The following is a 13,015-nucleotide window of genomic DNA, read 5'->3' as shown; positions in this document are numbered from 1 at the left end:
GTCCGGGAAATCGACTCCGGACGCCCCGTGAAAACAGGGAAAGGCATCCATGGAAAACAAACCGCTCAGCGGCAAGAGCGCCGTTGTCGTCGGCGGATCCCGGGGAATAGGCCGCGCGATCGTCCAGCGCCTGGCGGCCGACGGCGCGGGCGTGGTGTTCAGCTACCTCCGCAACGACGAAGCGGCCCGGGAGACGGAGCGCCTGGTGCGCTCCGGTGGCGGCACCGCCTGGTCGGTGAAGGCCGACTCCGGCGACCTCAGCGCGCTTCAGGCGCTGTTCCGGGAAGCCGACAAGCAGTTCACGGAAGCCGGCCTGCAGGGCCTGGACATCCTGGTCAACAGCGCCGCGATCCCGGTCATGACGCCCATCGGCACCACTACGGAGGCGGACTACGACCGGGTGATGGACGTGAACGCCAAGGGCCCGTTCTTCGCGATGCAGTACGCGTCCGCGCGGATGAACCAGGGCGGGCGCATCGTCAACGTCTCGTCCGTCACCACCCGTTGGCCGCGCGTCCCGGAGTCGGGCTACATCGCGAGCAAGTCGGCGCTGGAAGCCTTCACCCGGGTGGGCGCGCGAGAACTGGCCCCGCGCGAGATCACGGTCAATACGGTTTCGCCGGGACCCAGCGAGACAGAGATGCTGATCGGCTCCACCACCGAGGAGATCCGGCAGCAGGTGATCGCGGACACTCCGCTCAGCCGGCTCGGCCAGCCAGCCGAGATCGCTGCCGTGGTGGCCTTCCTGGCTGGCCCTGACGGAGCCTGGGTCACCGGCCAGAACATCCGCGCGGACGGCGGCCTCGTCTACTGACCCGCCGCTCCGTGAACGTCCCACGCCGACGCAGGGGGAACCACCATGCACCATGACGTCCTGGCACACATCGAGCACCTTCACCGGATCCGCGAAGCCCTGGCGATCGCCGGCTGCGGGCCGGTCGTCGTCACCGGTGCGCCCGGTTCCGGGCGCACCGCCCTGCTGCACCGGCTGTCGGACGAGCTCGCCCGCGACGGCCACCGGGTGATGGCGGTCGACCCGGCCACGGACCCCGCGGCCGTGAGCGCCTTCCTCGCCGGGGACGCATCGGGCCCCGGCCCAGTGCCCCCGGTGCTGGTGCTCGACGACGCGCACCGCGCCGGCCACACCCTGGTCCGCCGCCTGCGCGCCGCGCACGTGCACGAGGGCGCGGCGGTCGTGGCCAGCAGGCCCGACGACGTCCCCGAGGGGCCTTTGGACTGCCTGCGCTATCTGCCCGGCGCCGTGTGCGTGAACCTGCCTCCGCTGAGAGCCGCCGAGATCGGCCGGGTGCTGCACTACCTCGCCGACGCACCGGTCCCCGCCGGGCTGGCGCCGGCGCTGCGGGCGGCCACCGGCGGGAACGTGGCGCTGCTGGCCGAGTTCCTGCGCAGCGGGGTGGCCGTGGAGGTCTCCCCGACTCCGGGCCGGCGGGCGGGCACGCTCGGGGACGGTGCCCGCATAGGGCTGGCGTCCGCGCTGGACGCCGCCTGGCGGGCGCTCGCCCTGGAGCAGGTGGACCTGCTCAGCGGGCTCGCCCTGCAGGTGGACCCGACCGCGACCGCCGCGGCGGTGCGTGCGTTCCTCCTGCTGCTGCGCGGCGAGGCCGCGCAGGGCGTGGCCCTGCTGGACGCCGTCGGCGGCGCGGCCCTGCCCGGGGAGGCGGGCACGCCGCACTGGGTGGTCCTGGTCCGGGCCATGCTGGTCGGTCTGGGGCTGCGCGACGCCGAGGCGGGCGCGCGGCTGCTGGAGCAGGCCGCCGCGGCCCGGCCGGAGGCAGCCGCCCGGTTCCTGGCGGAACGGGCCTGGCTGCTGTCGGTGACCGGATCCATGGACGCGGCGGCGCAGGCCGTGCGCGAGGCACCCGCCTCCCCGCAGCCGCACGCGCAGGTGTTCCTCAGCGCGGCGCGCGCGGCCCTGGCCCTGGGCGAGGGCCGCCCGGCGCAGGCGCTGCCGCACATGCGGCGGGCCCTGATCGGGGCTCCCGGCCTCCGGGAGGAGCACCCGTGGATGGAGGCGCTCCTCACCGCCTACATGATCGACTGCTCGCTGCTCGCGGGCCGGCTGACGGAGGCCACCTCATTGGCCGCGGGCTTCCATGCCGCCGCCTCCGGTTGCAACTGGGACGTCGCGGTGCTGCTGGCCGCCGTCATGTCCGATCCGCTGTCCCTCGGCCGCGAGACCGCTGCGGTCCGTCCGACCGCTTCGGTGGCCGCCGAGTGAGGTGTTCTTCGCCTTGACGCCCGAAGCCAGCACATAGCCCTCGCTGACGTAGGCGTTCGGCGCGTGCAGCGGGTGGCCGGGGCCGTCGCCTCCGCGCAGGTGGTGCCAGCGTTCGTCCATGCCGACGATGGCCGCCTGCCGGGCGACGGCCGCCAGCGCTTGCTGGTAGTAGCGGCGGACCGAGGGCGGGACGGGGGCGTAGTACTCGACCAGATCGACGTGCTGCTCGAGGCGGGTGAAGCCGCTGTGCCGCAGCTGTAGGTGGACGTCCTGGCCGAGGGTCAGACGCTGGGGGCAGTCGAGCAAGGCCGCCGCGGCGCGCCGGAAGTCGGTGATGAGGTAGGGGTCGCCCGGCCGCACGGTGAGCAGGTGCGGGACGCTGTCGCGGACGGCGACGATGCCCTGGGGACGGATCACCCGCTCGACCTCCACAAGCAGGTCGGCGACCTCCTCCTCCCCCCGGGTGTCGAGAATGCCGGCGCACCAGGCGGCGTCGAACTCGTCGTCGGGAAAGGGCAGCGGTCCGCCGTCGGCGTGCACCAGGGTGACCGGGCAGGGCAGCCGGGGCCCGAGGGCCGGGCCGTGCGGGTCCGCGGGGCTGCTGCCCGGCATGACGACCACCACCGAGCCCCGTCGGCCGACGAGGTCGGCGATCCAGCGCAGGTAGCCGAACGCCTGTCGGCCCGTCACGAGGACACGCCAGCCCGGCAGCAGCCCGACGTCCCGCACTGCCGCCCAGTGGCGGGGTGCCGCCGCCAGAAAGTGCCCGGCCTCGGTCTCCCGGTCCGAGGCGTGGAGATCGAGGCCCGCACACAGGCCCGGCACGGGCTCGTCGTCAGCGCCCATGGTCCTTCCCGTGGGTGGTGCGGCTGTCGTCGGCCGGCGCCCGGCCGACGACGTCGCGGAGGAACCCGGCGGCCTCGGGGCTGACCCCGCGGTCCGCCGACCAGGCGAGGGCGATCGGCAGGGGCGGCGCGTCCAGGATGTCGAGCAGCCGCACGCCCCGCGGCGCGACGTCCGCGATCGAGGCGGGGAAGACGTGGGCGGTGCGCGCGTGGACGATCGCCCTGAACAACTCCCGCAGGGGCCGCGTGCTGCCTGGCCCCGTGCGCGCGGCACCCGGATGCCAACGCCAGGGCGAGGGCGCGGGTGCGGGCGCGACACCCTCGCGGGCCAGGTCGCTCAGTCGCACGGCGCTGTGTCCGGCGAGTGCGTGCCCGCAGCCCACGGCGAGCACCCGGCCCTCGGTGAAGAGGACCGGGGAGAGGGCCAGGCCGGGCAGGCGGGCCTCCGCGGAGGCGATGGCGAAGTCGGCCCGCCCGGCGCGCAGTAGCTCCAGCGGGTCGCCGGTGTCGTGCGGTTCGGCCAGGACCTCGGCATCGCACCGGCCGGCAGCCCGCACCAGACGGGAGGCCTGCAGCGGCGACCCCTGGTAGAGCAGGCGGACGAACGGGGCCGGGGTGGACGGCGGTGCCGGAACTCCGACGGCGGAGGGTGAGGTCATCGGGCAGCGGCGCCCTTGGTCTTCCGGGTGCCCATGCGGCGCCGGGGACGCAGCAGGTACCACTCGACGAAGCTCATGTGCAGCAGCAGGGCCGTCCACAGGCCGGTCGCGGACATGCTGGTGACGGTCAGCAGGGGCTGGTGCTCGTAGGTGTCGGGGAGCAGGCCGTTGGTCCAGCTGACGAACCACCAGGACAGGATGCGGGAGGTGACGATGGTGGTGGTCAGGGCCACGTTGCGCAGCATCCAGCGACGGTGGTCCTCGTACCGGTGCTGCAGGATCGCGCGGAAGCCGGCGACGACGGTGACGGTCCACATGACGGCGATGACCAGAAGCACGGAGCGGATGGCCTGGCCCGCCGGGGTGAGGATGGCGACGGGGAAGGCGAGCAGGCAGGAGGGGAACACGCCGAAGAGGTAGTAGACCCAGCCCAGCCGCCGGTGCAGCTGCGGACGGGCCTCGCGCAGCCACGGCCAGACCTGGCACCAGGCCAGGCAGATGGCGATGAAGCCGGTGAGCACGTGGATGGCCAGCAGCGGATAGTGCGCAGGCACATCGGGCCGGATCGGCACCCGAGACATCGCGCGGCTGAAGGTGGCGTACTTCGCCTCGCCGTAGATGCCGAAGCCTATGCAGTAGATGGCGAACAAGGCGACCCAGCTCTCGCGCAGCCAGCGCGGTGTCGTTCTGGTCGCCGGGGTGCTTACGGCCCGCGACGGGGTGGTCGCGCTGTCAGTGGCCATGGGGAGTCAGCCTTCCGGTTCGGGTCGAGTGGCGTAGGTCGGGTCCGTTCAGGTCGTGCGGGGGCGGCTGGGGACGAGCGAACGCAGGTCGACACCGGGATCGGCCAACCGGGCCGGGTCGACCACCGCGTCCCGCTCGATGAGGCGGCGGGCGGCGGCCATCTCGCGGGGCCGGTTGAGTGCGACGGCTCCGACGCAGCGGCCCTCGCTGAGCGCGAAGGTGATCACCGAGTCGTCCTGCAGCGAGCCGCGGTCGACGGTGGTGATGCCGACGGTCGGCTGTCCGGCCGCCTCCAGGCGGGTTCCGTAGCGTTCCGACCAGAACCAGGGCGCCGCCAGTTCGAGCCGCGGCAGGCCGAGGGCGCCGGCGGCGGCGTTCGCGGCCTGGGTCTGGGCCGCGTGCCAGTGGCCCACCGCGGTGGCGGCGGCCGTGGCCTTCCCACGGGCGGCGTCGCCGACGGCCAGCATCCGCCGGTGCGAGGTGCGCTGGCCGACGTCGACGACGATGCCGCGGTCGGTGTGCAGGCCGGCTGAGGCGGCGAGCGAGGTCTCGGGGTCGATGCCCACGCCGACCACGGCGAGATCGCAGCCGAGGGAAGTGCCGTCGGCCAGGCGCAGGACGGTGCGGGTGCCGACGCGGACCACCTCGTCGACGGAGGTGCGCACCACGCGCACACCGTGCTCGTGGTGTTGGGCGTGCAGGGCCGCGGCGTAGACCGGGCCGACGAGGTGCTGCAGAGGCAGCTCGGCGGGTTCCACGAGGGTCACCGCGCAGCCGAGCGCGCGGGCGGAGGCGGCCACCTCGGCGCCTATCAGCCCGCCGCCGACGACCGCTATCTCGGCACCGCGGCGCAGTTGCTCCTTGAGCAGGTGCGCGTCGTCCAGGGAGCGCAGGGTGACCAGGGAGGGGTGGTCCGCGCCGGGGACGTTCAGCGGGCGGGGGCGGCCTCCGGTGGCGAGCACGACGAGGTCGGCACGCCGGTCGCTGCCGCGAGCGAGCACGATCCGCCCCTCGGAGGGGTGGAGCGCCACCACGGACTCGCCGAGCTGCAGGTCGATGTCGTTGTCCCGGTACCACTGCTCCGGTCTGAGCCACAGCTTCTCGGCGGGGAGGTCGCTGAACAGGAAGTCCTTGCTCAGCGGCGGCCGGTCGTACGGTATGCCGTCCTCCTCGCCGAACAGGCTGAGGGTGCCCTCGTAGCCGAGGCGGCGCAGTTCGGCGCAGACGGAGACCCCCGCGAGGCCGGCACCGACAACGGCGATGCGGCGCGGGAGCGAGGGGTCTCCCGGAGTCACTCGCTGCCGCCCAGGATCAGCCAGACCCGGCCGTCGTGGACCTCGATGGGGTGGGTGCGGGCGGCGCCGGTGGCGGGCATCGCGGTGGCCTCGCCGGTGCGCAGGCAGAACCGCCCGCCGTGCATCGGGCACTCGACCTCGCCGTCCTCGACCCACCCCTCGGAGAGCGAGGCGAGGGCGTGCGGACAGGTGTCGTCGAGAGCGTGGTACTGCCCCTCGTCCCTGAACACGGCGATGGAATCGGTGCCTCCGAAGGCATCGGCGGGCAGCAAGAATGTGTCTCCGTCCTTGAGGTCTCCCTCCTCGAACAAGGGAATCCTGTGCTCGGCGGCCTGTGGCTGCATGAGTTCCTCCTATCCGGCGCTTCCTGCTGTCGGCGCCTGTCCAGGAATGCTCGCGGCTGTCCGGCCGGCCGCACAAGGCGCTCTTAACGAAGCATGTCCCGGCAATCGTGACGTGAGCCGGCCTGCGTCCCCGGGGGGAAGGACGCAGGCCGACGGTTCACCAAGCAAGGCTTGGCGCTCACGCCGGTGCGCGCGCGGAGGGTTTTTCCTACCCGCCCTCCGCCCGGTTTTCATGGGCTTCCAGCGCAGGACGAGTCAATCCGAGGCGACGTTCCGTGTCCAATATTTGCGCTGATAACTGTTCCGCATGAATGGGGGAGAATTCGGCCAGTGCACGCAGCCGCGGGGCTCGCGGGCGGTCCGGGCAGCACGTCCGCCCCTGGTCCGCGCCGCCCGGACCGGGGCGGGTGAGCAGGGCCAGCGCGGACAGCAGCCAGGCGCGGGCGTGGTCGGGACGGCCGAGCGCGGTTCTCGGGTAGCGGGTGACGGTGAAACCCCCGGCGCCGTCCCGCCCGGTGGCGCGCCGCCGGATCTTGGCCGTGCGCGGGGCGCGCAGCCAGGCCAACTCGCCGCGCCACCAGGCGGCGACGGAGCGGTCCACCTCGTAGACCAGGGCGCGCTCGGGCACGGGAGCGTCCCGGGCTCTGTCCACGCTCCGCCCGGTACGGCGGCAGACGTCACCGACGAACAGGGCCAGCCCCTGCTCACGCAGTGTCACCAGGTGGCGGAGGGTGGTGCGTCGGGAGTATCCGGTGCGGGCCCTGACCTCCCGGACGGTCGACCCGCTCCGCCCGACGGCTTGAAAAGTGCGGTGGAGATGATGCCCCAGCCTGGACCACAGTTCGGACGCCGCCTCCCTGACCCGAGTGCCCAGGCGCCGCAGCAGGGTCCGGTGGGTGTGCTGGGGGGCGTTATCACTTGTGTCAGACCCGGTGCCGAGGGCGAGCGTGCGGGCCCGCCGTTTCATGAAGTCGGACGGCCGGACCTCGTGCAGCCACCCGTCGGGGATGAGGCGGTCGCGGATGGCGACGTTGACGGTCTGCGCGCTGAACCCGGTCAACAGGGCTCCCCTGCGCACGTCGAGGTCGACAGTGAGGCTGCCGCTGACCAGGACCAGCAGTGCCAGACAGTGCAGCACCGCTTCGTCGGCTGGCCCGGTGGGCTGGGACCAGCGGGCCGGCCCGGCGTTCTCCATGCGCCCCAGCAGGGCGTTGACCGCCGCGGTCACCTCGGGGGCGGGGTCGTCGTCGCGGTCCGCGCCGCCGACGGGCAGGCGGGCGGCGCGTTCGACGGCGAGTTCCCACTGCTGGCTGAGCAGCGCCTCCGTCTCCGCGGTGCTGCGGACCGCCCGGCCGCTGGTGCCGCGTGCGCTGCGATAGCTGCGGAAGTACTCCAGAGCCGGGGACGCCTTGGTGTCGTAGAGCAGGGTCAGCACGTCGGAGAAGGTGCAGCGGGCCAGGGCGAGGGCGACCAAGGCGCGCCAGGCGTGCGCCGAGTGGTCGGCGGTGGGGTGCGGCCCGGTGCTCAGGGCCTCCCGGCCGGCCGCGGTGAGGGCACGACGCCGGCCTGCCAGCCGGGGCTTGGCGTCGCTCTCGTCGGCGACGATGCGCCGGTGCGGGACGGCCGCCGGGTCACCGCCGGTGATGCTGGGCGGCAGGGGGCGGCCGGAGACTACAGCCCGCGCCACCGCCTGCGCGGGCCGGACGGGCGGGCGGTCGCCGGCCATCCCCTCCAGATCGCCGGCCAGCCGGGTCAGCGCGCGCAGCGGCCCGCCGGCGGCGAGGGCGTCCAAGGCTTCGTCGAGGCTGTGCTCCTGCAGGACGGCGCGCCCGCCCAGCCGGTGCGCCGCGCCGGGCGGGCGCAGCGCCCCGGTGCGCAGGTTGAGCCAGGGGGTGGTGTCGAGGGTGCTCAGCGAGTGGGGCGAGTCGGGGCTGTGCTCCCTGAGGGCTCCGAAGGTGCGGATGAGGCGCTGGAACAGTGGCAGAGGGATGGGTTCTTCACAGGCCGTCCAGATGTGGTGGCCCCCGGTGGGTCCGGAGCGGACGGGAACGGCCGGCAGGCCGGCGGCGGACAGGAACTGGCTCAGCCGGTGGGCCTGGTGCTCGGCGTGTTCGCGGCCGGCGCCGGCGTCCAGGTCGAAGGCCCAGATCCGGGTGCCCTCGCGGGCGTCCTCCGGGAACAGGTGCATGGCGACGGGGCGGTCGCCGCGCAGGCCGTTCAGGTCCGCGGTGGCGGGGTAGCGGTTGGCCCAGCCCCGCTGGGCGCTGTCCCATGCGGCGGCCCGGACATAGGGTCGGGGGGAGAGGGTGGTGAGGAAGCGGCGTAGCGTGTGGTCCTGATCGCCCATGGGCCCTTCTGCGGGTGCATGACACGTCGTTTACCCGGGATCGTCCGTCGCTGCCCGGCGGGGAGGCGGGCTCAGAAGCTCGGCGCGCAGGCCATCAGCCGACCGGCGGCCTTCAGCCTGTCGAACGCGTACGCGGCCGAGGCCATGGTCATGTGGCGGTGCCATCCGGGGAACGAGCGCCCCTCGAAGTCCTTGACGCCGAAGCTCTTCTCCATCCGGTCGAGGTCGGTGGCGCTCTCCTGGCGCATGGCTGCCAGCCTCATGATCTCGTCGGGGCGGCGGTCGAGGAGGTTGGTGATCCAGAACCGGGTGGCCTGGGACTCGGTCGGCGACCACTCGGCGTAGAGGCGGAAGGTCGCGAGGGACAGGTGCGGCCGGGTGCGCAGTCCCGGCACCTGCACGAGGCACGAGCGCAGGAAGACCCGCTGGGCTTGGTCGGTGTCGTGCGGCACGGAGGTGACATGCGGCCGGCTGGTGCCTCCGCTCACCAGCTCCCGTGCGGTGGGCAGCCGGGCGCCGTCGGCCTCGGCCGCCTTGGCGGCCGGCTTGGCGTTGGCGGGGAACGCCGGCAGTACCTCGAGGGATGCCGGGACTTCCAGCACCAGGCTGGTGCCGCGCTCCTGCAGCCCGGCCAGCAGGCTGTAGGCGTCCGGGCAGTTGCACAGCCCGGCCACGACTGGCAGGGCGGGCAGGCCCCAGTCATGGACCGCCCGGTCCACCATGTCGAGGATGAGCTGCGAGTCGGGCTTGCCTGCGACATCGCCCGGAATCTTGGCGCGCGAGCGCCGCTCATCGTTGAGCGACCAGGTGTCGTCGAGGGCGAGGCTCCAGTCCACCGGCAGGGAGCCGATGTCGGTGGCGAGGAACAGGCCGATGCCGACCTGGCAGTTGAACGTCCTGCCCTGCGCGGCGACGAATCTCTTGGCGACACCGACCGAGTGGGTGCCGCGCTTGGGCACGACGGCCTGGTCCACCACCCACGCCTCGGCGTCCAGGCTCGCATGCAGCTTGCGGGCCATCGCCTCGCGGACCTGGTACCAGTCCCAGGTGCTCTGGCTGATGAACTGCTGGAGGGACTGGGTCATCCGGGAGACATCGTTGTCTCCGCACACCCGTATCATCTTCTTGATCGTCTTCTTGCCCGGGATGGTGAGCAGGCCCCGGAGGTAGACCTCCGCCCAACGCCGCTGATCGGAGCGCGGCAGGGGCATGAAGATGCAGCGGGCGAACTCCGCGGGGCCGTTGGCAAGAGTGAGCGGCGAGGCTTCGAGAGCAGTCACATCATCCCCCAATACTGACCTAAAGCACCGGTTTCATCATGCGGACCGAGTCAGGCGCCCCAAGAGTCACATAACGTTGTCTCCGAGTTTTTCGGCAGCGCCCGTACCCCGTCGACAGAACACTTGATTCTGCTTTACGGCACACTGAAGCGGCGCTTGACAAAAATGAACAAGCGACGCTGGGGAAAGGAATTCACAAATTACAGAGAAATGGTTCGCTGCACCACGGCCGATGCGACACCGCTCCGTCGCGGCCTCGCAGTCGGCATCCGCCTCGGACCCTCACCCCCCTGCCGCATCACCTGGCACCGAACAAAACTTTACCAGCATGCCCGTATTTAAATTTTCAACTATCGGCCGGAAATATTCCTGTTCGTTCGGACATATGCCAGGGGTGAATCCCAATCCTGGAAACCCTTCAGGGCGCTGACCAGGCACAACGCCCCTGAGTAAAAAGTTCTTGAACAAATCCGTCGGGCCGGACCCCTCATTCCGCCGTTACTCGCCCGGCCTCGGCCAGCACGTCGCGCCCCCGCTGCGGTGACAGGTCCAGGCGTGCCAGGACGCCGGCTGTGGCGATCGACGAGAGCACGTGGGTGAGCAGAACGGACACGCGCTGGGGCAGGTCCCGCCGCCCGCTGATCGCGTAGGACAGCAGCTGCACGCCCGAGAACGCCCCGACGAGCAGCTCTGCGACCTCCTGGGTGTCGACGTGGGCCTGCAGCTCACCTTGCGCCTTCGCGTCCTCCAGCGCTTCGCGGTTCTGCTCGATCCAGGCCCGGAACGGCAACTTGGCGTCGACGCCGACGCCTTGGTCGAGCAAGTCGAGGGAGAGGCGGATGCTGCCCTGCAGCAGCGGATCCTCCGCTATCGCACAGGCGAAGACCAGTCCGGCGTCGACCAGTTCTTGCAGCTTCAGAGACCTGGGCACCAACGGATAGGCCTCGCCTTCCACCTGGGAGGCGAGGACCGCCTCGGCCAGGGACTCCTTGGAAGGGAAGTGGAAGTAGAAGGCTCCCTTGGTGACTCCCGCGCGCGTATACACGTCATAGAGAGTCGTGCCGACATATCCACGCTCGGCGAACAGTGATCCAGCCGCATGGAGAATCAGACCCTTCGTCCGCCTTGCCCGCTCTTGTCGCGACATGCCCATTTCCTTCGCTCTTTATTCCGATTTCAACCTCTTGCCGGGCGCACCGGTAAGAGGTTTGTGTGACAAACAAGCATGCCGGTATGTTGACCCGGGGATGACCCACAGCGGATCTTCTCTTAAGTGGGGGAAAGTGAAAACTGCCCATACTCTTGGCATGTCTTCAACAATAGCGCCGGCTCTGGTCCACCAGACCGACGGGGGTGACGTCATCCCCACGGGGTGGTCCAGGGCCGGAGAACACGGCTATCGAGTAAAAGGGAACTGGAACAGCCGGCACGCGTTCTTCTCACCCCTGCAGAACAGGTACTCCCCGGTCACGATTTTCGAAACCTTTCGCCAGTCGATAATCTTGCTGGCTCACGAGGCCTACTCCGTCCCCATGGAGCACCATTTTGTCATGTGGGACGTCTATTACACGGCTGTTCCGCAAGAACTTGCCGTGCGTGAGGAAGCCGCCCGAATCGATGTCGAGGTGGAGTTCTCCGATATCCTCCAGCGCGGCACGCGTCCGGCCGGAATGCACTGCCACATCGTGATCTCCCGAGGAGGCCGCCAGCTGGCGGCCGGAGGCGGCCGCCTGAGCATCACCTCGCCCGCCGCCTACCGGCGGCTGCGCGGCGAGGCGCTCCACAGCCATGCCGCGACGGCCGACCTGCGGCCGGCCATCGCCCCCGCGCTCGTCGGCCGCAGTGACGAGTCCTACGTCGTACTCGGCGCGGCGGACACCCCGGACTCCTGGGGACTGCGGATCGACCCGCTGCACCCGCTGAACGTCAACCGCAAGCGGGACCACCACCCGGGCATCCTGCTGATGGAGGCGGTCCAGCAGGTGGCGCACCTGGTGCCGCGGCAGCCGTTCTACCCCGAGACGCTCCGCATCCAGTTCCAGCGCTACGCCGAACTAGGCGTGCCCTGCGTCATCGAGGCCAGGACCTGCGTCCAGCTCGGGACCGGCACCGAACTGCTCACCGTGCGCGGGACGCAGGACGGTCAGCTGGTCTTCACCGCCGATCTGCACAACGCGGCGGCGCTCGTGCCCGCGGACGCCCCGTGACCGGGCCCGGCGGCGACCAGCCGCGCACCGTCCTGCTCACGGGCGGCACCGGATTCATCGGATCCCATGTCCTGGCCGGACTGCTGGCGGCAGCCGACCGCGGCGCCCGGCTGCGGGTGCGGCTGCTCGCCCACACGGCGGCGCCGCCCGCACACCCGGCGATCGAGCCCTGGACGGGAGACCTAGCGGACCCGGCCACCCTCCGCGGTGTCTGCGCGGGCGTCTCCCGGGTGCTCCACCTCGGCTCCCTGATCACCGGGGACGAGGACCGGCTCCAGGCGGTCAATGCCGTCGGCACCTCGGCGCTGCTCGGGGAAGCGCGGGCCGCCGGCTCGCGCTCCTTCGTCCGGCTGAGCACCACCGCGGTCTACGGTCCCGGACCGCACCGCGGGGTCACCGAGGAGACGGCCGTCCCCGGCCCGAAATCCGCGGTCAGTTGCAGCCGCCTGGCGGGCGACGCGCAGGTGCTGGCCGCCAGCGGGACCGTGGTGCGGCCGCACTTGGTGTACGGGCGCGGCGACACCTGGGTCGTCCCAGCCGCGGTCACGGCACTGCGGCTGCTGCCGGGGCTGCCGGACGACGGCCGTGCGCGGGTGTCCCTGGTCAGCGCCGACGACCTGGCGAAGGCGCTGGTCGCGCTCGCGCTGGACGAGGCCGAACCCCCGGCCGGGGTGCTGCATGCCGCTCACCCGGAGCCGGTGTCGGTACGAGCCATGCTCTCCCGGGTCGCCGGGGAGCTGTCGCTCCCCCTGCCCGAGCAGGCGCTCACCGCCGACGAGGCGTTGCCCGGGCTGCCGGTCGGGGACGAGCGCGCACTGCGGCTGATCCGCTTCCTGACCACGGACGCCTGGTTCGACAGCCGGCTCCTCTGGCGGACGACGGGCGTCCACCCGGGGGCGGGATTCCTCGCCGGCTTCCCCGCGCACGCCCCCTGGTACCGAGAGTCGCTGCGACTTCCCGGGTCTTCGATCTTGAGCGGTGCGCGTCGTCTGGCACCCTGACTTTTCGTCACGGTCAGTGAGTGATGAGGGTCGTTGGTGCCCCCTGATGCAAGA

11 protein-coding genes and 1 pseudogene are annotated in these 13,015 nt (G+C 71.7%); 4 read left to right on the top strand and 8 right to left on the bottom strand.

The genetic code is table 11. The features are described from left to right. Positions 1 to 49: 49 nt before the first annotated feature. Together ACRWND_RS25080 and ACRWND_RS25075 are read left to right on the top strand one after the other, a co-directional pair. Positions 50 to 814 (top strand): SDR family oxidoreductase, encoded by a 765-nt coding sequence (locus ACRWND_RS25080; protein ID WP_431953154.1) that lies wholly within the window; start codon positions 50 to 52, stop codon positions 812 to 814. Positions 815 to 859: 45 nt separating this feature from the next. Further along, positions 860 to 1,033 (top strand): annotated as a pseudogene (locus ACRWND_RS25075) (hypothetical protein); the annotation flags it as partial. A gap of 1,062 nt (positions 1,034 to 2,095) precedes the next feature. On the opposite strand, the gene ACRWND_RS25070 reads toward ACRWND_RS25075, so the two are convergent. The 8 genes from ACRWND_RS25070 to ACRWND_RS25035 all read right to left on the bottom strand — a co-directional run bounded on the left by ACRWND_RS25070 (position 2,096) and on the right by ACRWND_RS25035 (position 10,900). Next, positions 2,096 to 3,085 carry a class I SAM-dependent methyltransferase gene (locus ACRWND_RS25070; RefSeq protein WP_431953152.1) on the bottom strand — a complete coding sequence of 330 codons (990 nt, stop codon included), beginning with the start codon at positions 3,083 to 3,085 and terminating at the stop codon, positions 2,096 to 2,098. After that, entirely contained in the window at positions 3,075 to 3,743 is a 669-nt protein-coding gene (locus ACRWND_RS25065; RefSeq protein ID WP_431953150.1) for a LysR substrate-binding domain-containing protein, read from the bottom strand. The genes ACRWND_RS25070 and ACRWND_RS25065 overlap by 11 nt, the downstream gene beginning before the upstream one ends. Then, positions 3,740 to 4,486: a DUF2306 domain-containing protein gene (locus ACRWND_RS25060; protein WP_431953148.1), complete on the bottom strand. Its 747-nt coding sequence runs from the start codon at positions 4,484 to 4,486 to the stop codon at positions 3,740 to 3,742. The genes ACRWND_RS25065 and ACRWND_RS25060 overlap by 4 nt, the downstream gene beginning before the upstream one ends. Positions 4,487 to 4,534: 48 nt before the next feature. Continuing rightward, complete coding sequence (locus ACRWND_RS25055; protein WP_431953146.1) at positions 4,535 to 5,782, bottom strand: NAD(P)/FAD-dependent oxidoreductase; 1,248 nt, start codon at positions 5,780 to 5,782, stop codon at positions 4,535 to 4,537. Next, positions 5,779 to 6,126: a non-heme iron oxygenase ferredoxin subunit gene (locus ACRWND_RS25050; RefSeq protein ID WP_431953144.1), complete on the bottom strand. Its 348-nt coding sequence runs from the start codon at positions 6,124 to 6,126 to the stop codon at positions 5,779 to 5,781. Before ACRWND_RS25050 ends, ACRWND_RS25055 begins: the two co-directional genes overlap by 4 nt. A 208-nt stretch (positions 6,127 to 6,334) precedes the next feature. Beyond that, on the bottom strand, positions 6,335 to 8,473 hold the full coding sequence (locus tag ACRWND_RS25045) for a hypothetical protein (protein WP_431953142.1): 2,139 nt from the start codon (positions 8,471 to 8,473) through the stop codon (positions 6,335 to 6,337). A gap of 71 nt (positions 8,474 to 8,544) precedes the next feature. Beyond that, positions 8,545 to 9,753, bottom strand: coding sequence for an IS701 family transposase (locus tag ACRWND_RS25040; protein WP_431953140.1), 1,209 nt, complete (start codon positions 9,751 to 9,753; stop codon positions 8,545 to 8,547). A 487-nt stretch (positions 9,754 to 10,240) separates the two neighbouring features. Then, a complete protein-coding gene (locus ACRWND_RS25035; RefSeq protein WP_431953138.1) occupies positions 10,241 to 10,900 on the bottom strand; it encodes a ScbR family autoregulator-binding transcription factor in 660 nt (219 codons plus the stop codon). On the opposite strand from ACRWND_RS25035, the gene ACRWND_RS25030 reads away from it, so the two are divergent. Beyond that, entirely contained in the window at positions 10,899 to 11,960 is a 1,062-nt protein-coding gene (locus ACRWND_RS25030) for a ScbA/BarX family gamma-butyrolactone biosynthesis protein (RefSeq protein ID WP_431953136.1), read from the top strand. The genes ACRWND_RS25035 and ACRWND_RS25030 overlap by 2 nt on opposite strands. Then, on the top strand, positions 11,957 to 12,961 hold the full coding sequence (locus tag ACRWND_RS25025) for an NAD-dependent epimerase/dehydratase family protein (protein ID WP_431953134.1): 1,005 nt from the start codon (positions 11,957 to 11,959) through the stop codon (positions 12,959 to 12,961). The genes ACRWND_RS25030 and ACRWND_RS25025 overlap by 4 nt, the downstream gene beginning before the upstream one ends. Positions 12,962 to 13,015: the final 54 nt, after the last annotated feature.

This window comes from Actinacidiphila sp. bgisy167, assembly GCF_965342175.1.
Taxonomy (GTDB): domain Bacteria; phylum Actinomycetota; class Actinomycetes; order Streptomycetales; family Streptomycetaceae; genus Actinacidiphila.
The sequence above is the reverse complement of the archived record's forward strand: the minus strand, read 5'-3'. Positions and strand labels throughout refer to the sequence as shown.